At 73.3% G+C, this 22,822-nt stretch carries 23 protein-coding genes; 15 read left to right on the top strand and 8 right to left on the bottom strand.

Features of this window, described 5'->3' with window-relative positions; genetic code table 11:
* Nucleotides 1–29: 29 nt before the first annotated feature.
* Nucleotides 30–935: a 5'-3' exonuclease H3TH domain-containing protein gene (locus ACFYZL_RS17015; RefSeq protein WP_388679718.1), complete on the bottom strand. Its 906-nt coding sequence runs from the start codon at nt 933–935 to the stop codon at nt 30–32.
* Nucleotides 936–1,134: 199 nt separating this feature from the next.
* On the opposite strand from ACFYZL_RS17015, the gene ACFYZL_RS17020 reads away from it, so the two are divergent.
* A complete protein-coding gene (locus tag ACFYZL_RS17020; RefSeq protein WP_384755816.1) occupies nt 1,135–1,785 on the top strand; it encodes a helix-turn-helix domain-containing protein in 651 nt (216 codons plus the stop codon).
* Between the two features lie 5 nt (nt 1,786–1,790).
* Entirely contained in the window at nt 1,791–2,510 is a 720-nt protein-coding gene (locus ACFYZL_RS17025) for a helical backbone metal receptor (RefSeq protein WP_388679642.1), read from the top strand.
* Nucleotides 2,511–2,526: 16 nt separating this feature from the next.
* On the opposite strand, the gene ACFYZL_RS17030 is transcribed toward ACFYZL_RS17025, so the two are convergent.
* Entirely contained in the window at nt 2,527–3,654 is a 1,128-nt protein-coding gene (locus tag ACFYZL_RS17030) for a TDT family transporter (protein ID WP_384755818.1), read from the bottom strand.
* A 70-nt stretch (nt 3,655–3,724) separates the two neighbouring features.
* On the opposite strand from ACFYZL_RS17030, the gene ACFYZL_RS17035 reads away from it, so the two are divergent.
* The gene (locus ACFYZL_RS17035; protein WP_384755821.1) at nt 3,725–4,648 is read left to right on the top strand and encodes a LysR family transcriptional regulator; all 924 of its coding nucleotides are present in this window, start codon (nt 3,725–3,727) and stop codon (nt 4,646–4,648) included.
* Between the two features lie 117 nt (nt 4,649–4,765).
* On the opposite strand, the gene ACFYZL_RS17040 is transcribed toward ACFYZL_RS17035, so the two are convergent.
* The 4 genes from ACFYZL_RS17040 to ACFYZL_RS17055 form a co-directional block, all read right to left on the bottom strand.
* Nucleotides 4,766–5,575, bottom strand: a complete 810-nt coding sequence (locus ACFYZL_RS17040) for a hypothetical protein (protein WP_384755824.1) — start codon at nt 5,573–5,575, stop codon at nt 4,766–4,768.
* 100 nt (nt 5,576–5,675) lie between these two features.
* The gene (locus ACFYZL_RS17045; RefSeq protein WP_388679647.1) at nt 5,676–6,395 is read right to left on the bottom strand and encodes a gamma-glutamyl-gamma-aminobutyrate hydrolase family protein; all 720 of its coding nucleotides are present in this window, start codon (nt 6,393–6,395) and stop codon (nt 5,676–5,678) included.
* Between the two features lie 63 nt (nt 6,396–6,458).
* The gene (gene eat, locus ACFYZL_RS17050) at nt 6,459–7,931 is read right to left on the bottom strand and encodes an ethanolamine permease (RefSeq protein WP_384755828.1); all 1,473 of its coding nucleotides are present in this window, start codon (nt 7,929–7,931) and stop codon (nt 6,459–6,461) included.
* A gap of 131 nt (nt 7,932–8,062) precedes the next feature.
* Entirely contained in the window at nt 8,063–8,809 is a 747-nt protein-coding gene (locus ACFYZL_RS17055; RefSeq protein WP_384755831.1) for a FadR/GntR family transcriptional regulator, read from the bottom strand.
* A gap of 77 nt (nt 8,810–8,886) precedes the next feature.
* Between ACFYZL_RS17055 and ACFYZL_RS17060 the strand changes: the two genes are divergently transcribed.
* The 4 genes from ACFYZL_RS17060 (at nt 8,887) to ACFYZL_RS17075 (ending at nt 13,818) form a co-directional block, all read left to right on the top strand.
* Nucleotides 8,887–10,251: a glutamine synthetase family protein gene (locus ACFYZL_RS17060; RefSeq protein WP_388679651.1), complete on the top strand. Its 1,365-nt coding sequence runs from the start codon at nt 8,887–8,889 to the stop codon at nt 10,249–10,251.
* Nucleotides 10,252–10,291: 40 nt separating this feature from the next.
* Nucleotides 10,292–11,671 carry an aldehyde dehydrogenase family protein gene (locus ACFYZL_RS17065; RefSeq protein ID WP_388679654.1) on the top strand — a complete coding sequence of 460 codons (1,380 nt, stop codon included), beginning with the start codon at nt 10,292–10,294 and terminating at the stop codon, nt 11,669–11,671.
* A gap of 5 nt (nt 11,672–11,676) precedes the next feature.
* Nucleotides 11,677–12,471, top strand: coding sequence for a 3-oxoacyl-ACP reductase (locus ACFYZL_RS17070; protein ID WP_384755839.1), 795 nt, complete (start codon nt 11,677–11,679; stop codon nt 12,469–12,471).
* An 87-nt stretch (nt 12,472–12,558) separates the two neighbouring features.
* On the top strand, nt 12,559–13,818 hold the full coding sequence (locus ACFYZL_RS17075; protein WP_388679657.1) for a haloacid dehalogenase-like hydrolase: 1,260 nt from the start codon (nt 12,559–12,561) through the stop codon (nt 13,816–13,818).
* 34 nt (nt 13,819–13,852) lie between these two features.
* Here ACFYZL_RS17075 and ACFYZL_RS17080 read toward each other — a convergent pair whose 3' ends face one another.
* Nucleotides 13,853–15,046 (bottom strand): amino acid deaminase/aldolase, encoded by a 1,194-nt coding sequence (locus tag ACFYZL_RS17080; RefSeq protein ID WP_384758560.1) that lies wholly within the window; start codon nt 15,044–15,046, stop codon nt 13,853–13,855.
* A gap of 129 nt (nt 15,047–15,175) precedes the next feature.
* Here ACFYZL_RS17080 and ACFYZL_RS17085 point away from each other — a divergent pair, with 129 nt between their 5' ends.
* From ACFYZL_RS17085 to ACFYZL_RS17095, 3 genes are read left to right on the top strand one after another with little or no spacing between them, the layout of a single operon-like run.
* The gene (locus tag ACFYZL_RS17085) at nt 15,176–15,958 is read left to right on the top strand and encodes a hypothetical protein (RefSeq protein WP_388679660.1); all 783 of its coding nucleotides are present in this window, start codon (nt 15,176–15,178) and stop codon (nt 15,956–15,958) included.
* Nucleotides 15,955–17,148 carry a type VII secretion-associated serine protease mycosin gene (mycP, locus tag ACFYZL_RS17090; protein WP_388679663.1) on the top strand — a complete coding sequence of 398 codons (1,194 nt, stop codon included), beginning with the start codon at nt 15,955–15,957 and terminating at the stop codon, nt 17,146–17,148. The genes ACFYZL_RS17085 and mycP overlap by 4 nt, the downstream gene beginning before the upstream one ends.
* A 59-nt stretch (nt 17,149–17,207) precedes the next feature.
* A complete protein-coding gene (locus ACFYZL_RS17095; RefSeq protein WP_384758568.1) occupies nt 17,208–17,948 on the top strand; it encodes an SseB family protein in 741 nt (246 codons plus the stop codon).
* A 231-nt stretch (nt 17,949–18,179) separates the two neighbouring features.
* Here the strand turns inward: ACFYZL_RS17095 and ACFYZL_RS17100 are convergent, their stop codons facing one another.
* Nucleotides 18,180–18,542, bottom strand: coding sequence for a DUF1844 domain-containing protein (locus ACFYZL_RS17100; protein WP_376662463.1), 363 nt, complete (start codon nt 18,540–18,542; stop codon nt 18,180–18,182).
* A gap of 324 nt (nt 18,543–18,866) precedes the next feature.
* On the opposite strand from ACFYZL_RS17100, the gene infC reads away from it, so the two are divergent.
* The 5 genes from infC (at nt 18,867) to ACFYZL_RS17125 (ending at nt 22,785) form a co-directional block, all read left to right on the top strand.
* Nucleotides 18,867–19,580: a translation initiation factor IF-3 gene (gene infC, locus ACFYZL_RS17105; RefSeq protein ID WP_384757730.1), complete on the top strand. Its 714-nt coding sequence runs from the start codon at nt 18,867–18,869 to the stop codon at nt 19,578–19,580.
* Nucleotides 19,581–19,687: 107 nt separating this feature from the next.
* Entirely contained in the window at nt 19,688–19,882 is a 195-nt protein-coding gene (rpmI, locus tag ACFYZL_RS17110) for a 50S ribosomal protein L35 (protein WP_030012385.1), read from the top strand.
* Between the two features lie 104 nt (nt 19,883–19,986).
* Nucleotides 19,987–20,373: a 50S ribosomal protein L20 gene (gene rplT / locus ACFYZL_RS17115; RefSeq protein ID WP_030157251.1), complete on the top strand. Its 387-nt coding sequence runs from the start codon at nt 19,987–19,989 to the stop codon at nt 20,371–20,373.
* Between the two features lie 119 nt (nt 20,374–20,492).
* Nucleotides 20,493–21,353 (top strand): TrmH family RNA methyltransferase, encoded by an 861-nt coding sequence (locus tag ACFYZL_RS17120; RefSeq protein WP_384757727.1) that lies wholly within the window; start codon nt 20,493–20,495, stop codon nt 21,351–21,353.
* 55 nt (nt 21,354–21,408) lie between these two features.
* Nucleotides 21,409–22,785 (top strand): ATP-binding protein, encoded by a 1,377-nt coding sequence (locus ACFYZL_RS17125; protein ID WP_388679668.1) that lies wholly within the window; start codon nt 21,409–21,411, stop codon nt 22,783–22,785.
* Nucleotides 22,786–22,822 lie beyond the last annotated feature (37 nt).

Raw genomic sequence — 22,822 nt, forward strand, 5'->3', positions numbered from 1 at the left:
AGAAACTTAGCCTTACCTAAGTTAGCACCTCAGGTGCGCAGTGCGCTGCTCAGGCGTTCAACTGCTCCACCCAGGCCCCACCGATGGGCTAGTGCCCCCACCAGTTCGGGCTGTGCGGGCGCCTTGGGAAGAGCCGGGTCGAAGGCCGGGAGCGGGACGTCGGAGGCGACCTTGACCACCTTGGGGGCCACGGCCAGGTACGGCCGGGACTCGTCCAGGCGCCTCCGCTGGGTGGGGGTCAGCTTCGACTTCGGGTCGTCGATCGCGGCGATGATCCCGGCCAGGTCCCCGAAGGCGTCGAGCAGCTTGGCCGCCGTCTTCTCGCCGATGCCCGGGACGCCCGGCAGGCCGTCGCTCGGGTCCCCGCGCAGCAGCGCCAGGTCCGCGTAGCCGGGGCCGTCCACCCCGTACTTCTCGCGCAGCCAGGCCTCGTCGGTCACCTGGAGGGTGCCCACGCCCTTGAGGGGGTACAGCACCCGCCGCTGCCGGGCGTCGTCCACGAGCTGGTAGAGGTCGCGGTCGCCGGTGACGATGTCCACCGGGCCGCTAGCGCGGGCCGTTAGGGTGCCGATCACGTCGTCCGCCTCGTACCCGGCGACGCCCACCCGGGCGATGCCGAAGGCGTCCAGCGCGGTCTCGATGACGGGGACCTGAGGAGCGAGGGTGTCCGGGGTCTCCTCGAGGTCGGGGCCGCTCTCGGTCTCCTCGGCGACGCGGTGGGCCTTGTAGGAGGGGATCAGCTCGACCCGCCAGTGCGGCCGCCAGTCGGCGTCCATGCACGCCACCAGGTCGTCGGGGCGGTGGTCCTGGACCAGCCGGCCGATGAAGTCGAGCAGTCCGCGGACGGCGTTGACGGGGGTGCCGTCGGGAGCCTTCACGGAGTCCGGCACGCCGAAGTACGCGCGGTAGTAGAGGGAGGCGGTGTCCAGGAGCATCAGGCGTCGAGTCGTCGTCACGGTGACGATGATGCCGCAACGCGGCCGTTGGGCCGGGCGGGAGTTCCCGCCACGGAAGGTGAACGAGCGCGCACCCGGTGCGTACGGGAATCCCGAGCACGCGAAACCGGGGGCGGATGCTGCGTAAGGTGCTTACAGCACACCGATGTGCGACGGACAAGGGGAGGGCAGCCCCGACATGAACGACACGGACGGCAAGGGCGACCACGGCGACGGGCTCGACGGGATCGACCACGACGCCGACAAGGACCCCGAAAAGGACGGCAAGGAACCTCTCCGCGTGGGCGTGGCCGTGCGCAAGCGGCGCCGCGCGCTGAGCCTGACGCTGGCGGCCGTGTCGGCGCGCAGCGGTCTGTCGGTGCCCTTCCTCAGCCAGATAGAGAACGAGCGGGCCCGGCCCAGCATGCGGTCCCTGGAGCGGGTCGCGGACGCGCTGGAGACCACCGCCGTCGAGCTGCTCGCCGCCTCCGACACCGCCCGTACGGTGGACCTCGTACGGGCCGGGGACGAATCGGGGCTCAGCCCGGTGCCGGGCGTGCGGCCCCTGGTGCGCGGTCACCACCAGCTGCACGCGCTGGAGTTCACCGGGGACCAGGACGCGGGGCGCGAGTACCAGCACCGCAACGACGAACTGATGTACGTGGTCGAAGGCGCCTGCCAGGTGGAGGCCGAGGGGCGGGCGTACCGGCTGGAGAGCGGCGACGCGCTGTTCCTGTCGGGAGGCGTGCGCCACCGCTGGCGGGCCGTCAGCGAGGACACCCGGATCCTGGTGGTCGCGGTCGGGGAGCACATCCACGCCACGTCCGAGCCGCCGTCCCCCGGACGCTGAGCGGCGTGCGCCGGGTCGTCTCGCTGGTCCCGTCGCTGACGGAGGCCGTCGCGGTGAGTGCGCCGGGGCTGCTGGTCGGGGTCACCGACTGGTGCACGCACCCCGCCGACCGGGGCGGCGCGGCGCGGATCGGCGGGACGAAGAACCCGGACGTGCCGGCGATCGTACGGCTGCGCCCGGACCTGGTGATCGCCAACGAGGAGGAGAACCGGGCCCCCGACCTGGCGGCGCTGCGTGCCGCCGGGGTGGAGGTGCTGGTCACCGAGGTACGGGGGCTGCCACAGGCGTTCCGGGAGTTGGACCGGGTGCTGGTGGGGGCGCTGGGGCTGGTGAGGCCGGGGTGGCTGGCGGACGCGGAGCGGGCCTGGGCCCGGGTGGAGCCGGTCGGGCCGCTCGACGCCTTCGTCCCGGTGTGGCGGCGGCCGTGGATGGTGCTCGGCCGGGACACCTTCGCGGGGGACCTGCTGGGGCGCCTCGGGGTGCGCAACGTGTACGCGGGGCACCCGGAGCGGTATCCCCGGGTGCCGGTGGAGGAGCTCGCGGGCGCCGGCTGCGATCTGGTGGTGCTGCCCGACGAGCCGTACCGCTTCACGGCGGACGACGGCCCGGAGGCCTTTCCGGGTCTCCCGTCCGCCCTGGTCAGTGGCCGTCACCTGACCTGGTACGGGCCCTCGCTGGCCGAGGCCCCCGCGGTACTGGCGGGGGCGCTGCGGGCCGCTCGTTAGCGGGGATCGGCGGGGATCAGCGGGGAGCGGCGAGGAGGCGGCCGGTGGTCAGGCCGCGCAGGGTGTGGGCGGCGGCCAGGAGCCAGGCGGTCAGCAGGGCCAGGAAGAGGGCCGCGGCGAGCCAGGCGAAGGCGGTCAGACCGGTGTGCCGGGCCAGGCCCGCGGCGCCCGTGACGCAGGTGCCGACGGGGAAGGTCAGGGCCCACCAGGTCATCGCGAAGCCCATCCCGTCACGGGCCGCCCGGACCAGCATCGCCGCGGAGAGGGCCAGCCACAGCAGGGCGAATCCCATCACGGGGACCCCGTACACCACGGCGAAGGCCCCGAGCGCCCCGGCGTAGGGGGCGCCGATCGACTGGGGCGCCACGTCGGCGAGCTGGTTCACGGCGGTGGTGGACTGCCCGAGGGGGCCGAGGACCAGGAAGAGGGTGGGGGTCAGGGCCAGGGGGAGGGGACCGCCCACGATCAGCCGGCCGAAGACCAGGGGCAGCATCAGCAGGGTGGCGAGCAGGCTGATGCCGAACATCGCGTAGCAGGCGAGCAGCAGGGTCTCGCGGGGCTGACCGGCGGGCAGGTGGGGTATCAGCAGGGGGCCGAGGGCCGCGGAGACCATGGGGGCCACGAGCGGCAGCAGCCAGGCGGGGGTCGCCTGCCCGGGCTCGACCTTGTGCCGGACCACCATCAGGTAGGGCACGGCCACGGCGGCGAGCAGGCCGATCGCGGTGCCGGCGGTGAAGAGCACGGTGTCCACGGCGACGGCCGCGCCGGTCCCGATGAGGTCCTTGCCGACGATGAGGGTGCCGCCGCCGACGGCCAGCAGGGCCATCGAGAGACAGCCGTAGAAGGGGGCGACGGCGGGGTCGAGGAGATGGGCGCGGGCCTGGTCGCGGTGGTGGAGCCAGTGGCCGGCCCGGGCGGTGAGCAGCACGGCGAGGGCCACGGCGGACAGCGCCCAGACGAGCCGGCAGGCCACGCGCTGACCGGGGAGCTGGTACGGGAGGGTCGCGCCGGCGTTGGCGATGATTGCCGTGCCCATGACGGAGGCGTACCAGTTGGGGCCGAGGTGCCGCAGCGCGGGGGCCTTGTGGGCGCGGGGCGCGGGCTCGGTGGCGAGGGTGCGGGGTCGCACGGTGGTGGTGGCCATGGATCCAGCATCGGCGCAGGTGGGAGCGGGTGGCAGAGGTCATCTTGTTATCAGGCCATAAACTGGTGTTATGGGTGAAGAGGAGTGGGTGCCGCTCGCGCACCGGGTGCCGGATCTGGGCGCCCTGGAACTGCTGCTCGCGGTCGCGCGCGTCGGGAGCCTGAGCGGGGCGGCGCGGCGGCTGGGCATCACGCAGCCGGCGGCCAGCAGCCGGATCCGGGCGATGGAGAGCCGGCTCGGGGTGGCCCTGGTCGACCGCTCGCCGCGGGGGTCGACGCTTACGGCGGAGGGCGCGCTGGTCACGGACTGGGCCCGGCAGGTGGTGGAGGCGGCGGAGGCCTTCGACGCCGGGGCGCAGGCGCTGCGCGGGCGGCGGGACTCGCGGCTGCGGGTGGCGGCCAGCATGACGATCGCCGAGTACCTGTTGCCGGGGTGGCTGATCGCGCTGCGCGGCCAGCGTCCGGACACGGCGGTGTCCCTGCACGCCGGGAACTCCGCGGTGGTCGCCCAACGGGTCCTCGGGCACGACGCGGACCTCGGGTTCGTGGAGGGGCTCACGGTGCCGGACGGGCTGGACTCGGCGGTGATCGCGCAGGACCGGCTCGTGGTCGCGGTGGCGCCGGGGCACGCCTGGGCGCGGCGGGCACGGCCGGTGGAGGCGGCGGAACTGGCGGCCGCGGCGCTGATCCTGCGCGAGCGGGGTTCGGGAACCCGGCAGGTGCTGGACGCCGCGCTGGCCTCGGCCGGGGGGCTCGCGGCGCCGCTGCTCGAACTGGCGTCGACCACCGCGGTGAAGGCGGCGGCGCTGAGCGGGGCGGGGCCGTGCGTGCTGTCGGAACTGGCGGTGCGGGATGAGCTCGCGGCGCGGCGGCTGGTGGAGGTTCCGGTGGCGGGGGCCGCGCTCGGGCGGGCCCTGCGGGCGGTGTGGCCGACCGGGGCCCGGCCGGCGGGGCCTGCGCGTGATCTGCTGTCGCTGACCCGGCGCGGCGCCTAGCGGCGGGCCCCATGGTCCTGTGTGTGCCGGGTGCGGCGCCGTTGCCGGGGGCGCTGCCCCCGGACCCCCGCGCCTCGAACGCCGGCGGGGCTGAATCGGCCTCCGGTGGGGTCGGATCTATGCGATGGGGTCGGAGGTGCGTGCCCCGAGGGTCTTCGTCAGGAGGGAGCCCGCGACGATCAGGGCCGCGCCCAGCCACCACATGTTGTCGAAGATCAGCACCGCGATCCCGATCGGTACCAGCAGGCCCGCCAGGGGCAGCGCCAGACCGGCCCAGGGCAGCGGTCCGGGGTCCTCGCCGGCGGCCTCGCGGGCCGCGCGGGCGCGGACGACGTCCGGGTACCAGACGGTGAACTTCAGGGCGGCGACGATCGCGAGGATCTGGATGATCCAGCCGGTCCAGATGTTGTTCGGGTTGTGCAGGACGAGGTCCCCGTAGGCGCCGGCGGCCGCCGCCACCAGGAACGCGGCGCCCCACGCTCCCGTGATCATGTAGTTGGTGCGCAGGAAGGTCGGGCTGTGCCAGATCGACGGGTCCACCTGCTCACGGGCGTACTGGAGGGTGAACGGCATCCGCACGGCCATCGAGCCGAAGGCGATCACGGCCAGGGAGATGTTGGCGACCTCCCCGGCGTACGTCTCCAGCCAGCGCCGGGTGCCCTCGCTCGCCAGGAGTCCGATGACGGCCATCGCGGCGAAGAACACCACGTCGGCGAGTTCCAGCAGCTTCCAGGACGTGCCGCGGTTGACCAGGCGGCTCAGCACGATCAGCGCGACGGCCGAGGCGAGCGCCAGCCCGACCGCGAGCTCGAACCGCCCCGGGCCGACCAGCAGCGAGAAGATGATCCACGGTGCCATCCCGACGATCGGGTTCTCCAGGAACGCCGACACCCGCCCGGACACCGCGCCGTTCGTCTCGGTCCGCATCCTTCCAGCCTGCGCGCCCGGCGGGCGGCCTGCCAATCGGGCAGCGGACCGCCGCCGGGGCGCGGGGGCGCCGGGGCGTCGGGGCGTAGGGGCGCCGGGGTCAGCCCACCGGGACCGCGGTGCGGACGGAGGCCAGGACGGAGGCCGCCTCGACGAGGGCGGACATCACCCTGGTGTCCGTGTCCCGCTCCGGGTGCCACTGCACGCCCACGACCCACCCCTCGGGGCCGGGCAGTTCGATCGCCTCCACCGTGCCGTCCAGCGCGTACGCGGAGGCGACCAGGCCGCTGCCCAGGCGGTCGACCGCCTGGTGGTGGTAGGTCGGGACCTGCGCCTCCTCCGGGACCAGTTCCGCGTACCGGGTGCCCGGGACCGGGCGGACCGGGTGCCAGGAGGTGACGCCGGGGGTGTCGACGTGGCCGTCGATGTGCTGGATCAGCGTGCCGCCGAGGGCCACGTTCAGCGCCTGCATGCCCCGGCAGATGCCCAGCAGCGGCGTGCCCGATTCGAGTGCCGCCCCGATCAGGGCGAGTTCCCACCGGTCGCGGACGGTGGCCGGGGCGCCCGTGCGCGGGTCGCGCACCGCCCCGTAGCGGGCCGGGTCCACGTCCGGGCCGCCCGCGACGATCAGGCCGTCCACCCGGCCCAGCACCTCCGCGGCCGCCCCGGGTTCGTCGGGCGGGAGCAGCACGGCCGCGCCGCCCGCCGCCTGGACGAGCTCGTAGTACCCGGACGGTACGAGGGACGTCGGGAGGTCCCACACCCCGTAGCGGGTGGATTCCTCGACGTAGGTGGTGATGCCGATGAGCGGCCTGGGCACGTTCGATACCTCCGGACGGGCGAAGAGCGAGGGGTTGGGCGAAGGCGGGACGAAGGCAGGATTTCAGTCGCGGGTCAGTTCCGCCTCGGCTTCCGCCAGAGCCGCGAACTCCTCCTCGGGGGCCGAGGCCACGAGGTGGTGCCGACTGTAGAACGCGAAGTAGGCCAGGGCGACGGCGTACACGGCCAGCGCGATGAATGCCGCGTCCTTGTCCACCAGGAAGGTGGCGACCAGGGCCGAGAGGGCGAGTACGAAGGCCACGGAGGAGGTCAGCATCCCGCCGGGGGTGCGGTAGGGGCGCTCCAGGCCGGGCTCGCGGCGGCGCAGCACGATGTGGGAGAGGGCCATCAGGGCGTAGGAGATGGTGGCGCCGAAGACCGCGATGTTGAGCATCCGCGCGCCGTTCCCGGTGGCCGCGGCGAGGGCGAAGCCGATCGCGCCGGGGATGACCAGGCCCAGGTACGGGGCCTTGCGCCGGGAGGTCAGGGACAGGAAGCGGGGCAGGTAGCCGGCCCGGGAGAGGGCGAAGAGCTGGCGAGAGCCCGCGTAGATGAGGGAGAAGAAGGAGGCCACCAGGCCGGCGAGGCCCGCGTAGTTCACGAAGCGGCTCAGCGCGGTCGGGCCGCCGTCCCCCTCCAGGGCCACCACCAGGGGGTTTCCGGCGGTCTTGACGGCGTCCGCGCCCTGCGCGCCGGTCGCGGCGAAGAAGGTGATCAGGGCGAGGAGGGCGAGGATGCCCATGGAGATGGCGAGCGCCTTGGGCATGGAGCGGACGGGGTCCTTGGCCTCCTCGGCCGCGAGCGGTACGCCTTCCACGCCGAGGAAGAACCACATGCCGAAGGGGAACGCGGCCCAGATGCCGAGGACGCCCAGCGGCAGCCAGGAGTTGGAGCCGAAGGCCTGCGGGTCGACGGGGATGTCGTTCAGGCCGTCGGCGCTGAACTCGGTGAAGGCGCCGATCGCGAAGATCAGCAGGGCGGCCACGGCGACGGCGGTCACGACGAGGCTGAAGCGCAGCGCCTCGCCGACGCCCCACAGGTGCACGCCGATGAAGATCACGAAGCAGCCGAGGTAGACGGGCCAGCCGGAGGTCAGGCCGAAGAGGCCGAGCGACTCCACGTAGTCGCCGATGAAGATGACGATCGCCGCCGGGGCCAGGATGTACTCGATGAGGATCGCGGTGCCGGTGAGGAATCCGCCCCAGGGGCCCAGCGCGCGGCGGGCGAATCCGTAGCCGCCGCCCGCCGTCGGCAGGATGGTGGACAGCTCGGCGAGGGAGAAGACCAGGCAGGCGTACATCGCGCCCATGAGGACGGTGGCGATGGCGAGGCCGCCGAAGCCGCCCTTGTCGAGGCCGACGTTCCAGCCGGAGAAGTCCCCGGAGACGACGTACGCGACGCCGAGGCCGGTCAGCAGCAGCCAGCCGGCGCTGCCGCGGCGCAGCGTGCGGCGCTCCAGGTACTCGTCCCCGCCGCCGTCGGGGGAGTCGGGGGTTCCGGGCACGGCTTTCAGCCGTGCCGCGACGTCGTCGGCCATCGTGCGCTCCTGCCTGCGGGCGTTGCTGCAATGGTTTTGCTGCGTACCTTTGCCGTAGGAGAGTGGAGTGCGCAAGACCTCTGCGTTAAACGGGAGTTACGAAGACCTCTCCGGCGCCCTCTTTGGCCGGGTCACGCCAGGAACCCGCGCAGCAGCGCGGCCGTGCCGCAGCAGTGCTCGCGCATGGTCTCGCGCGCCCCGGCGGGGTCCCGGTCCAGTACGGATTCCACCAGCGCGGTGTGCTGCTGCTGGGAGTGCTCCAGGTTCCGCACGAGCAGGGGGATGCAGTCCAGCAGGTCGTTGACCGTGGCCCGGACGGCCGCGTACTGGGCGGTCAGGGTCGCGGAGCCGGCCAGTTCGCACAGGGTGAGGTGGAAGAGGGTGTCCTGGCGGCGGTAGTCGGCGAGCGGGGCGTCGTGGGTGGCGGCCAGCGCCCCGAGGAGCCGGTCGGTGGCCTCCTCGGTCAGCCCCTGGGAGGCGCACAGTCCGGCCGCCCCCACCTCCAGGACCTCGCGGAAGCGCAGTACGTCCTCGATGTCCACACCCGCGACACGCCGGCGCAGCTCCTCCTCGGCGCCGCCCGCGGGCGTGTCGGGGCGCGGCAGCACAAACGTTCCGCCGTACCGGCCGCGCCGGGCCTCCACGAGCCCCTGGTCCTGGAGCACCTTCAGCACCTCGCGCAGCGTGACCCGGCTGATTCCCATGCGTTCCGCCAACTCGCGCTCGGGCGGCAGTCGTTCGCCGCCGGAGACCAGGCCGAGCCGGACCACCTGGAGGATCTGCTCCAGGGCCTCCTCGAAACCGTTGCCCGCCCGCACCTGTCGCAGCACGGGATCCAGCCGCCGCGCGGCGTCCCCTTCGCTCGCCGTGTCGGTCATCTTGGCTCCTCCCCTTCCCAAGCAATGGTTCTGTTCAATACCTTAGGCGCACTCGGCTCACCGAAGGAGAGAATCCAGTGGTAGACCGCAAGCCGCCGCTCGCGCCGGAGGAGCTTCGTGCCCTCGTCGCCAGCGGTGAGATCGACACAGTCGTCCTGGCCTTCCCCGACATGCAGGGGCGGCTCCAGGGCAAGCGGTTCGCCGCACAGTTCTTCCTCGACGAGGTCCTCGCGCACGGCACCGAGGGGTGCAACTACCTGCTCGCCGTCGACACGGACATGAACACCGTCGACGGCTACGAGATGTCCTCCTGGGACCGGGGCTACGGCGACTTCGCCATGCACCCCGACCTCGCCACCCTGCGCCGGATCCCCTGGAACCCGGGCTCCGCCTTCGTCCTGGCCGACCTCGCCTGGAACGACGGCTCGCCCGTCGTCGCCGCGCCCCGGCAGATCCTGCGCCGCCAGCTGGAGCGCCTCGCCGAGCTCGGCTACACGGCGATGGTCGGCACCGAGCTGGAGTTCATGGTCTTCAAGGACACCTACGAGCAGGCCTGGGACGCGGGCTACCGCGGCCTGACCCCAGCCAACCAGTACAACATCGACTACTCCGTCCTCGGGACCGGCCGCATCGAACCCCTGCTGCGGCGCATCCGGGGCGAGATGCAGGCCGCGGGCCTGGTCGTCGAGTCCGCGAAGGGCGAGTGCAACCTCGGCCAGCACGAGATCGCCTTCCGTTACGACGAGGCGCTGACCACCTGCGACCAGCACTCCGTCTACAAGACCGGGGCGAAGGAGATCGCCTCCCAGGAAGGCGTCTCGCTCACCTTCATGGCCAAGTTCGACGAGCGCGAGGGCAACTCCTGTCACATCCACCTCTCGCTCAGCGACACCGAAGGACGCAACGCCATGGCCGGGGACGGTCCAGGGGGAATGTCACCGGTGATGCGGCACTTCCTGGCCGGCCAGCTGGCCGCGCTGCGCGACTTCTCCCTTCTCTACGCCCCCAACATCAATTCGTACAAGCGTTTCCGGCCCGGATCCTTCGCGCCCACCGCGGTCGCCTGGGGAGTCGACAACCGGACCTGCGCGCTGCGCGTGGTCGGCCACGGCCGCTCCATGCGGTTCGAGAACCGCCTCCCCGGCGGTGACGTCAACCCCTACCTCGCCGTCGCCGGCCTGGTCGCGGCCGGGCTCTACGGCATCGAGAACCGGCTGGAACTCCCCGAGGTGTGCGCCGGCAACGCCTACACCGCCGACTACGCGCACGTTCCCACGACCCTGCGCGAGGCCGCCGAGCTCTGGGAGAACAGCGAGATCGCCAAGGCCGCCTTCGGCCCCGAAGTGGTCGCCCACTACCGCAACATGGCCCGCGTCGAACTCGACGCCTACGACTCCGCGGTGACCGACTGGGAGCTGCGCCGCTCCTTCGAACGCCTGTAACCCTCACCCTCCCCGAACCCGAACGTCTGTGAGGCACCACGTGTCCGATGTGCTGGCCCCCGACCATCTAGAGGTCCTGAATCCGGCCACCGAGGAAACCGTCGCCATCGTCCCGGCCGCCACACGGGACGATGTCGACGCCGCCGTCGCCCGGGCCGCCGCGGCCCAGCGCGCCTGGGCGGCGGCCGCCCCCGCGGACCGCGCGCGGCTGCTGCGCCGCTTCGCCGCGGTCGTCGACGCGAACATCGAGGAACTGGCCCTGCTGGAGGTCCGTGAAGCAGGCCACACCATCGGCAACGCCCGCTGGGAGGCGGGCAACGTACGCGACCTGCTCGACTTCGCCGCCGGGGGAGTGGAACGCCTCTCGGGCCGCCAGATCCCCGTCGCCGGCGGCATCGACGTCACCTTCCTCGACCCCCTCGGCGTGATCGGCGTGATCGCCCCCTGGAACTTCCCCATGCCGATCGCCGCCTGGGCCCTGGCACCCGCCCTCGCCGCGGGGAACGCCGTCATCCTCAAGCCCGCCGAGACCACCCCCCTCACGGCGCTGCGCCTCGCCGAACTCGCCCTCGAAGCCGGGATCCCCGAGCACCTCTTCCAGGTGCTCCCCGGCCGCGGAGCGGTCACGGGCGACGCGCTCGTCGAACACCCGGGCGTCGCCAAGATCGTCTTCACCGGCTCCACCCGCGTCGGCAAGCAGATCATGGCCAAGTGCGCCGACCGGGTGAAGCGCGTCACCCTCGAACTCGGCGGCAAGAGCCCCAACATCGTCTTCGCCGACGCCGACATCGAGGCCGCCGCGGCCGCGGCCCCGATGTCCTTCCTCGACAACACCGGCCAGGACTGCTGCGCCCGCACCCGGATCCTCGTACAGCGCTCCGCCTACGACCGGTTCCTGGAGCTCCTCGCCCCCGGCATCGAGTCCGTCCTCGTCGGAGACCCGCTCGACGAGAAGACCCAGATGGGCCCGCTCATCTCGCGCGCCCAGCTGGAGCGCGTCCGCTCCTACGTCACCGGCGACCTCACCACCATCCGCGGCAAGGCCCCCGAGGGCCCCGGCTTCTGGTACCCGCCGACCCTCGTCACCGGCGTCGACCCCACCGCGCCCGTGGCCGCCGAGGAGGTCTTCGGCCCGGTGGCCGTCGTCCTGCCCTTCGAGGACGAGGAGGACGCCGTACGCCTGGCCAACGCGACCGAGTACGGCCTCTCCGGCTCCCTCTGGACCCGCGACGTCGGCCGCGCCCTGCGCGTCTCGCGCGCCGTCGCCGCGGGCAACCTGTCCGTCAACTCCCACAGCAGCGTCCGCTACTGGACCCCCTTCGGCGGCTACAAGCAGTCCGGACTCGGCCGCGAGCTCGGACCCGACGCCCTCACCGCTTTCACCGAGACCAAGAACGTCTTCATCAGCACGGAGGCCTGAAGCACATGAGCACTGAAGAGACCGGAACGATCGTCTGCCGCCGCCTGGTCGGCCGCACCGCCGTCATCACCGGAGCCGGCAGCGGCATCGGCCTCGCCACCGCCCGCCGCCTGGCCTCCGAGGGCGCCCACGTCGTCTGCGGCGACATCGACGAGACCGCCGGCAAGGCCGCGGCCGAGGAGGTCGGCGGCACCTTCGTGAAGGTCGACGTCACCGACCCCGAGGAGGTCGAGGCCCTCTTCAAGACCGCCTTCGACACCTACGGCTCCGTCGACATCGCCTTCAACAACGCCGGCATCTCGCCCCCGGACGACGACTCGATCCTCACCACCGGCCTGGAGGCGTGGAAGCGGGTCCAGGACGTCAACCTCACCTCCGTCTACCTCTGCTGCAAGGCCGCCCTGCCCTACATGCAGCGCCAGGGCCGCGGCTCCATCATCAACACCGCCTCCTTCGTCGCCATCATGGGCGCCGCCACCTCCCAGATCTCCTACACCGCCTCCAAGGGCGGCGTCCTGGCCATGTCCCGCGAGCTCGGCGTGCAGTTCGCCCGCGAGGGCATCCGCGTCAACGCCCTGTGCCCGGGGCCCGTCAACACCCCGCTCCTCCAGGAACTGTTCGCCAAGGACCCCGAGCGCGCGGCCCGCCGCCTCGTGCACATCCCGCTCGGCCGCTTCGCCGAACCCACCGAGATCGCCGCCGCCGTCGCCTTCCTCGCCAGCGACGACTCCTCCTTCATCAACGCCACCGACTTCCTCGTCGACGGCGGCATCTCCGGCGCGTACGTCACCCCGCTGTAGACCACACCGCCCCACCGGCCTTCCCCCAGCCGGGCGCCCCGCCAGGCGCCCGGCTGTGCCGTATCCCCACCCCCCCCGAGGAGCAGCATGCGCAGGAACAGAACCGCCACCCTCGCCCTCATCGCGGCCACCGGCTCCGGACTCCTCTTGGCCGCACCCGCCCGGGCGGACCAGAGCTCCTGCCGACCGGCGGTCGTCGGACCCGGCTGGTACGGGGACAACCAGGCCCGCCTCCAACAGCTCGTCGACCGGTACGGCAGCTGCGGCGGACGGCGGCACAAGCCCGTGGCCGTCTTCGACTGGGACAACACCGTCGTCAAGAACGACGTCGGCGACGCGACCATGTACTGGCTGCTGCGCAACGGGAAGATCCGCCGCCCGGCCGACTGGTCCGCCACCAGCCGCTTCCTGACCCCCGCGGCCGCCACCGCCCTCGCCGAGGCCTGCGCCCCCCTCGCCCGGCCCGGAGAACCGCTGCCCACGGGGACCCCGGAGGGAGCCGGCTGCGCCGACGAGATCAACGCCGTCTACGGCACCGCCGCGACCCGCACCGGCGCCCCCGCCTTCGCGGGCTGGGACCGCCGCACCACCGAGCCCTCGTACGCCTGGCTGGCCCAGCTGACGCAGGGCTGGACGGCCCGCGACGTACGCGGCTTCGCCGCCGCCGCCCGCACCGAGAACCTCGCGGCCCCCATCGGCACCACCCAGCAGGTGGGCACGGGCACCGCCACCGGCTGGGTCCGCTACTACGACCAGCAGAAGGACCTGATCAACACCCTGCGCGGGGCAGGCTTCGACGTCTGGATCAGCTCGGCCTCACCACAGCCCGTCGTCGAGGTCTGGGCCAAGGGCGTGGGCATCGACGCCGGCCACGTCATCGGCATCCGCAACACCACCACCCGAGGCGGGAAGTTCACCTCCCGCCTCCAGGGCTGCGGATCCGTCCCGGACGGCGCCGACACGATGATCACCTACATCGACGGCAAGCGCTGCTGGATCAACAAGGAGATCTTCGGCGTGCGCGGCGCGGACGCCGAGAAGGTCCAGCCGCCCGCCCGCCGCCAGGTGTTCGCCGCCGGCGACTCCGACACCGACGTCACGTTCCTGCGCGACGCGACCGCCCTGCGGCTCGTCCTCAACCGCAACAAGAACGAGCTCATGTGCCGGGCGTACGAGAACGGCGACGGCCGCTGGATCGTCAACCCCATGTTCATCGAACCCAAGAAGCAGAAGGCCGCGCCCTACCCGTGCGCGACGACGGGCTACGTCGACCACGACGGCACCAAGGGCCCGGTCCTGCGCCCCGACGCGAGCGTCGTCCCGGACCAGACGGACTCCGTGTACTGACGGGTCGACGGGTCGACGGGACGACCGGGCCCGCCTACAGGAAGGTCTTCCCCTCGCCCCGGTACGTCGGCGCGCTCCCCGTCACCCGGTCGCCCTCGACGAAGTGCAGGGTGTCGAACCGCTCGCACAGCTCCCCGGCCTTCGCGTGCCGGAACCAGACCCGGTCGCCGATCAGCAGGTCGTCGGCCGGGCTGCCGAGCAGCGGCGTCTGGACCTCCCCGGCGCCCTCCTGGGGGTCGTAGCGGAGCCCCTGCGGCAGGTACGGCACCGGCGAGCGGTCCGCACCGGCCGCGCCCGAGGCCGGGTACCCGCCCCCGAGGACCGTCACCACGCCCACCCCGGGCCGTCGGACCACCGGCTGCGCGAACAGCGCCGCCGGACGCCCGCTGAACGTCGTGTAGTTGTCGAACAGTCGCGGCAGGTACAGCCCCGACCCGGCGGCGATCTCGGTGACCGCGTCCTCGGCCGCGGTCTCGGCGACGCTGCCCGTGCCGCCCCCGTTCACGAACTCCAGGTCCGGCACCACCGCCCGCACGGCCCGGACCACCGCCGCCCGCCGGGCCGCCAGCTCCCTGCGGGCCGCGCCCTGCATCAGCCGGATCGCGCGCGAGCGCACCGGCCGGCCGGTCAGCGAGTCCCCGACCCCGGCGACGTGACCCTCGTACGCCATCAGGCCCACCACCCGGAAGCCGGGCCGCTGCGCCACCACCCGCGCCAGCTCCGCCAGTTGCTCGGGATCCCGCAGCGGAGAGCGCCGCGCCCCGACCCGGACCCGCCCGCCGAACAGGTGCAGCGCCGTGTCGAGTTCGAGACAGACCCGGATCTCCTCGGAGCCGCCGTCCCGGGCCCGGTCGATGAGCTCCAGCTGCGCCGGATCGTCCACCATCACCGTCACGGCGGCGGCCAGCTTGGCGTCCCCGGCCAGCTCCCCGAACCCGGCCCGATCCACGGACGGATAGGCGAGCAGCACGTCCTCGAAGCCCGCCCGGGCCAGCCAGATCGACTCCGCCAGGGTGTACGACATGATCCCGGCGAACCCCGGCCGCGCCAGTACGCGTTCCAGCAGCGCGCGGCACCGTACGGACTTGCTGGCCACGCGCACCGGCTTCCCGCCCGCCCGGCGGACCAGGTCGTCGGCGTTGGCGTCGAACGCCTCGAGATCCACGATGGCCAGCGGCGCGTCGAGATGCGCGGTCGCCCGGTCGTACCGGGCCCGGTCGGAAGACATGGCGGCAGCTTGCCAGAGGTCTCTACCGGTGGGTAGGGGTATCCGCGCCTCCGGCGGACCGGGGGCCGCGTACGCACCCCGTAAAGTAGCGGGCAGGCAGCCGTACGGAACGGGGGGCGGAGCCGCCGGATGACCACGACGACACCGCGGAGCGCGGTCACGGCCGAGCCCGACCCGGACCGACCCCCGCCCGCCCGGCCCCGCCGCGGCCCCGCACGGGTACTGGCCGCAGCGGTGTGCGCGACCCTCGGCACCGGCCTCCTCGCCGGAGCCGGCCTCACCGTCTGGTCCGAGCACCGCGCCACGCACCACGCACCCTCCGCCGACGCCGCCTACGGCAAGGCCCGTTCGCTGTGGCACTCCAGTCCGGTGGACAGCCTCCTGCCGCCCGTCCTCTCCGGCCCCGCGGCCGGACCCGGCGGCGCCGACCGCAACTGGACCCGCACCGCCCTGGCCCCCGACGCCGACTGCCCGGTCGCCCTCTCCTCCGAGTGGCAGCACCTGCTCGCCGACACCGGCTGCACCCGCGTGCTCCGCGCCACCTACACCGACGCCACCGGCAGCTCCCTGATCACCGTCGGCCTGGTCTTCACCCCGGCCGACGCCCCCGCGATGGCCGCGCTCACCGGGCGGTTCACCGCCCCGCCCGCCTACGGCTTCGCCGACGCGCAGCGCGGCGCCTGGACCGCGTCCGTGCTCCCCGACGCCCCCGTCGTGCTCTACACGGTGGCCGCCTTCGCCGACGGCCGCCACCTGGACGCGCCCCTGCCCGCCGAGGAACTGATGAAGAAGGACGCCGCGGCCCCCGCCGCCCGGGCCGGCCTCGGCCACGAGGCCAAGGGCCTCGCCGGCCGCGTCGCGGCCGCCGTACGCACCCTCGCCGGCCCGCCCACCCCGGCGCAGGTCCGATGAGCGCGGCCGGCCGTACGGTCGCCGTCGCGCTCGCCACCCTGCTCGCGACCGGCGCCGGCACGCCGCCCGCCGCCGCGGACACCATCCGGGACCGCGAATGGGGCCTGCTGGCGCTGCGCGCCGAGGAGGCCTGGGGCACCACCCGCGGCGACGGGGTCACCGTCGCCGTCCTCGACACCGGGGTCGACGACTCCCACCCCGACCTCGCCGGCCAGGTCCGGGAGGGCACCGACCTCGTCGGCATGGGCGCCGGCCGGGGCGACCGCGCCTGGGCCCGCCACGGCACCGCGATGGCGAGCATCATCGCCGGCCACGGCCACGGCCCCAACCGGGGCCAGGGCGTGCTCGGCGTCGCCCCGCAGGCCAAGATCCTGCCGGTCCGGGTGATCCTGGAGGAAGGGGACCCGGGCCGCGCCCAGGCCCGCGAGTCCAAGGGCGGAGCCCTCGCCGAGGGCATCCGCTGGGCCGCCGACCACGGCGCCGACGTGATCAACCTGTCCCTCGGCGACGACAGCGACTCCGCCCACCACGAGGCGGGCGAGGACGAGGCCGTCCAGTACGCGCTCTCCAAGGGCGTGGTCGTCGTCGCCTCCGCGGGCAACGGAGGCGAGAGCGGCGACCGCGTCTCCTACCCGGCCGCCTACCCGGGCGTGATCGCGGTGACCGCCGTCGACCGGCGCGGCAGGAAGGCCAGGTTCTCCACCCGGAACTGGTACGCCACCGTCAGCGCCCCCGGCGTGGACGTCGTCATCGCCGACCCGGACCGCTCCTACTACGAGGGCTGGGGCACCAGCGCCGCGGCGGCCTTCGTCTCCGGCGCCGTGGCCCTGATCAGGGCCGCCCACCCGGAACTGTCCCCGGCCCAGATCAAGCGGCTGCTGGAGGAGACGGCCTCCGACTCCCCGGCCGGCGGACGCGACGACGCCCGCGGCCACGGGATGGTGGATCCGGCAGCCGCCCTGCAGAAGGCGGAGTCGCTGCGCCCGCAGACTCCGGTGCCCACCCCGGTCCCGGCCGGGCGGACCTACTTCGGCGCGGGCCCCGACCCGGTCCGCCCGCCCGAGCGCGCGGCCCGGCTCGGCGCCCCGGCGGCGGCGGTCCTGGGCGCGGCGCTGCTCGCGCTGGCCTGCGTACTGGCCCGCCGCCCGCGCCCGGGCACCCGGGGGCGGGACGAGGCCGCCGCACAGTGACGGGGCCGCCGCACAGTAGGGTCGGACCGACCGTGGCGAACGAGGCGAACGTGGGACAAGTGGCGAACAAGAACATTCCCGACCCGGGCTTCTCCGACGACGACGGCTCCGCGGACCCCCGGCTGACCGCGGCCCTGGCCGCCTGGTCCGAGGACCGGGCCAAGGAGCCCGAGGTGCTCGCGGCGCTGAAGGGCGCTCGGCTGCTGGTCCCGGTCGTCGCCGTGCTCGGCGAGGTGGAGACCGACCCGGAGACCGGTCTCAAGCGCGAGAAGACCAGCGACATGGCCGTCCCCACGCTGCGGGCGGGCGACCGGCGGGCGCTGCCCGCCTTCACCTCGATCGCCTCGCTCGCCCTGTGGGACCCGGCCGCCCGCCCGGTGGCCGTCCCGCTGCACCAGGCCCTGGCGGCCGCCGCGCACGAGAAGGCCGACACCGTGGTGCTCGACCTGGCCGGCCCGGTCACCTACCAGCTGACCGGCGCCGCGCTGCGCGCGCTCGCCGAGGGCCGCACCGACGCGGACCCGCTGGCCGATCCCGCCGTCCGGGAGGCCGTACGGGCCGCCGTGGCGGCGGAGCCGGCCGTGATCCGCGCCCACCTGGGCCGGGGCGGCGCCGACGCCGACGGGACCCTCGCCGTGGTCCTGGCCGCGGGCGCCGAGACCCCCGCCGCCGCGGGCCGGGTCGCGCGGGCACTGGCGGCGGACGAGACGCTGCGCGCCCGGCTGGTGCGCGGGCTGGACCTGGCGCTGCTGCCGGCCGACGGGCCGGTCCCGCCGGGGCAGCCCCTCTTCAGCCGCTGACCCGGGGACGGACGACGAAAGGGGCCGGGCCCGCCGGGACCTTGCGGGCGGCCCCGCCCCCTCCTAAGCGGGGGGGGGGGGGGATCCGGGGGGCTGCGGCCGGCCGCGGGGCGGGCCCCGCGGGGCCCGCCCCTCTCCCGCCGCGGCCCGGGGCCCGCCCGCCCACGGGGGCCGGCCCCGCCGCACCGTCCCGGCGGGCCCGGCCCCTTCGTACGCGGGGGAGTGCGGGGATCAGGCGTAGACGGGACCGGTGAACTTCTCGCCCGGACCCTGGCCCGGCTCGTCCGGGACGATCGAGGCCTCGCGGAAGGCGAGCTGGAGCGACTTGAGGCCGTCGCGCAGCGGGGCGGCGTGGAAGGAGCTGATCTCGGTGGCGCTGGCGGTCACCAGGCCGGCCAGGGCGTTGATCAGCTTGCGGGCCTCGTCGAGGTCCTTGTGTTCGGAGTCCGGCTTGTCCAGGCCCAGGTTGACCGCCGCGGCGCTCAGCAGGTGCACGGCCACCGTGGTGATGACCTCGACGGCCGGAACCTCCGCGATGTCGCGGGTCATGTCGTCGTAATCGGGAGTGGAAGCGGAAGGCGTCGCGTCAGTCATGCGGACCACGATAGGCCGTGGAGCGGGTTGCCAGGCACGGTGCTAGTATGTACTTCGACCGGCCGGACACCTGCGTGCCCGGCCCACAAGTGGAGGCTCCGATTCTCCCACCTGACCACCCTCCGGGGAGGCAGGTCACCGGTCAGGCGGCATCCATCGTTCCGTACGGACGATGGAAAGCTGCCCGATACTGCGCCCCGCGGTTCGCACGCGATGGTGCTCCGGTTGCTTTGGAGCCCCCGCCTGTGCCCGGCGGGGTTTTTTGATTCTCCCGCTCGGTCGGTCTGACGGAAATACACGTCAGCGGCTGTCTGCCAGGCAGTCGTGTGGTGCTACCGAGGAGGATCCATCAGCACCGAGCCCCGCATCAACGACCGGATTCGCGTTCCCGAGGTTCGACTCGTCGGTCCCAGCGGTGAGCAGGTCGGCATCGTGCCGCTTGCCAAGGCGCTTGAGCTCGCGCAGGAGTACGACCTCGACCTGGTCGAGGTAGCGGCCTCCGCACGCCCGCCGGTCTGCAAGCTCATGGACTACGGCAAGTTCAAGTACGAGTCGGCCATGAAGGCCCGTGAGGCGCGCAAGAACCAGGCGCACACGGTCATCAAGGAAATGAAGCTCCGGCCGAAGATCGACCCGCACGACTATGACACCAAGAAGGGTCACGTCGTTCGGTTCCTCAAGCAGGGCGACAAGGTCAAGATCACGATCATGTTCCGTGGTCGCGAGCAGTCCCGGCCGGAACTCGGCTACCGACTGCTGCAGCGTCTCGCTTCGGACGTCGAGGAGCTCGGCTTCATCGAGTCGAACCCGAAGCAGGACGGCCGAAACATGATCATGGTCCTCGGTCCGCACAAGAAGAAGACCGAGGCCATGGCCGAAGCCCGCGAGGCGCAGGCCGCCCGCAAGGCCGAGCGCCAGGGTGTCGCCGCCACCGACGAGGCGGCTCCTTCCGAGGAGACCGCTCCCGCCGAGGCGTCCGCCACCGAGGGATCCGAGGTCACCGAGGCGCCCGCCGACGAGGCGAACGCCGAGGCCTGATTCCGAGGCAGCCTGTCTCGGAATCACCCGACACAACATGACGCTCCCGCCCGCCGGTCCCATTCGGGCCGGCGAGGGAGCGCCACCGACGAGGAGATAACGGCGCCATGCCGAAGAACAAGACGCACAGCGGTACCAAGAAGCGCTTCAAGGTCACCGGCTCCGGCAAGGTGCTCCGCGAGCGCGCCGGCAAGCGCCACCTGCTCGAGCACAAGTCGTCCCGTGTCACCCGCCGCCTGACCGGCAACGCGGAGATGGCTCCCGGCGACGCCGCGAAGATCAAGAAGCTTCTCGGCATCTGACGTCTCCGCTCCCGTACCGGGAGCGGATGAACGTCGAGACCGGGACCCCATCGAATTTCCGGGTCGTGTGAAGACACCCACGGCCCCGCTACAAGGAGTAAAAAGTGGCACGCGTCAAGCGGGCAGTCAACGCCCACAAGAAGCGCCGGGCGATCCTCGAGGCGGCCTCCGGCTACCGCGGTCAGCGTTCGCGCCTGTACCGCAAGGCCAAGGAGCAGGTCACCCACTCGCTGGTCTACAACTTCAACGACCGCAAGAAGCGCAAGGGCGACTTCCGTCAGCTGTGGATCCAGCGCATCAACGCCGCTGCCCGCCAGAACGGCATGACGTACAACCGCCTCATCCAGGGTCTGAAGGCCGCGAACATCGAGGTGGACCGCAAGATCCTCGCCGAGCTCGCCGTCAACGACGCCAACGCGTTCGCCGCGCTGGTCGAGGTCGCGCAGAAGGCCCTCCCGGCCGACGTCAACGCCCCCAAGGTCGCTGCCTAAGGGCTAGCCGGCCCGCTCCACGCGGCCGGCCCCCACGGACCCGCAGGCATTCGCCTGCGGGTCCGTGTGCTTTGCAGGCACCACACCGCCACGGAACCCCGAAAGAGAACCGCAGACACATGGGTCACCCCGACGAGCTGATCTCCCCCCGATCCCCGCGGGTGGCCGCAGCCAGGCGCCTGGCGCGGCGCAACTTCCGCACCAAGGAGCGCCGGTTCATCGCCGAGGGCCCCCAGGCGGTCCGCGAGGCCGTCGAGCACCGCGGAGCCGAGGGCGCGTCGACCCTGATCGAGCTGTTCGCCACCGTCGAGGCGGCCGAGCGCTACGCGGACATCGTCGAAGCCGCCCGCAAGGCCGGGGCGCGCGTGCACCACGCCTCCGACGAGGTGCTCGCCGAGGTCTCCCAGACCGTCACCCCGCAGGGCCTCGTCGGTGTCTGCCACTTCCTCGACTCGCCGTTCGAGGAGATCCTGGGGGCCCGGCCCAAGCTGGTCGCCGTCCTCGCGCACGTCCGCGACCCCGGCAACGCCGGCACGGTGCTGCGCTGCGCCGACGCCGCCGGCGCCGATGCCGTCGTCCTGACCGACGCCTCCGTGGACCTGTACAACCCCAAGTCCGTACGGGCCTCCGTGGGCTCCCTGTTCCACCTGCCGGTGGCGGTCGGCGTCCCGGTGGAGCAGGCCGTCGAGGGGCTGCGCGCGGCGGGCGTACGGATCCTCGCGGCAGACGGGGCCGGCGAGGACGACCTGGACGCCGAGCTGGACGCCGGCACCATGGGCACCCCCTCCGCCTGGGTCTTCGGCAACGAGGCGTGGGGCCTGCCCGAGGAGACGCGGGCGCTCGCGGACGCCGTCGTACGGGTCCCCATCCACGGCAAGGCCGAGAGCCTGAACCTCGCGACGGCCGCCGCCGTGTGCCTCTACGCGTCCGCGCGTGCACAGCGGGCGCCCGGAGGGTGCCGCTCCGTGACCCCCAGCTAGTACTGTGGCGGCCCGGGGGCCCACTGTGCCACTCGGAGATGTGGGGTACGGGGACATGACCGTCGGTACGAACAGCACACCGGGAGCCACGGGCGCCGCGGACGCGGCCGCGGAGCGGTTCCGGGGTGCCTCCGAAGCCCCGGCAGCCGCCCACGAGCTGCGCGGAGTGCCCCCGCAGGGGGTGGGACGCGCCCGCGACCGCGCGCAGCCGCCGTCCGCGCCCGTCCCCGGCGCGGCCGCCCGCATCGGTGTTCCCGCGCGGGCCGCCGCCGGCTCGGGCCCAGGGTCCGCCCGTGCGGCCCACGAAGCCCGTGACACCGGTGACGCGAGAGGTGCCCGCGATGCCCGCGATGCCCGTGATCCCCACGGCGTGAGCGGCGACGAAGGGCACGGCTTCGGGGTCGATCCCGACGAGCTGCCCGACGGGCTGGTCGTCGCCGACGACACCGGCCGCGTGATCTGCTTCAACCGGGCGGCCGCCCGCATCACCGACATCGCGGCGCACGAGGCCCTCGGAACCCGCATCGACCGGGCCCTCCCACTGGAGGACCTCGAAGGCCGCCGCTGGTGGACTCTGACCGACCCGTACGGGGGGCTCGCGACCCGGCGCGGGCAGCCCGAGCGGAACCTCCTGCTCCCCGGCGGCCGCGAGGTGCTCGTGTCGGCCAGCTACGTCCGTACGCACCCCACGGGCCCGCTGCGCCGCCTCGTCGTCACCCTGCGCGGCACCGAGGCCCGCCGCCGCACCGAGCGCAGTCACGCCGAGCTGATCGCCACCGTCGCCCACGAGCTGCGCTCCCCGCTGACCTCCGTCAAGGGCTTCACCGCTACGCTCCTCGCCAAATGGGAGCGGTTCACCGACGACCAGAAGCGGCTGATGCTGGAGACCGTCGACGCCGACGCCAACCGGGTCACCCGCCTGATCGCCGAGCTCCTGGACATCTCCCGGATCGACTCCGGCCGCCTGGAGGTCCGCCGCCAGCCGGTGGACATCGCCACCGCCGTCGGCCGCCACGTGCAGGCGCTGACCGCCAACGGACAGGAACCGGAACGGTTCCTCGTCAGCGTCAGCCGTCCGCTGCCCGATCTGTGGGCCGACCCGGACAAGATCGACCAGATCCTGGGCAACCTCCTGGAAAATGCGGTGCGGCACGGGGAAGGAACGGTCACCATCGACGTGATGCCGCACGAGAAGGGAACCGCCGTCACCGTGACCGACGAAGGCCCCGGGATCCCCGAGGAGTCGATGAGCCGCGTCTTCACCCGTTTCTGGAGGGGGAGCAAGCGCGGCGGCACCGGCCTGGGCCTGTACATCGTCAAGGGGATCGTGGAGGCGCACGGCGGCACCATCACGGTCGGCCGCGGCCCCGGCGGCGGCGCCGAGTTCCGATTTATCCTGCCCGTGAGCGCCCCGGCGTACCTCACGCAGTAACCCTGCGGAGAGTCTTGCCAGGCGGCCCACGGGCTCC

Origin of the sequence: Streptomyces sp. NPDC001717, from assembly GCF_042892775.1 — a bacterium.
Classification (GTDB): Bacteria; Actinomycetota; Actinomycetes; order Streptomycetales; family Streptomycetaceae; genus Streptomyces.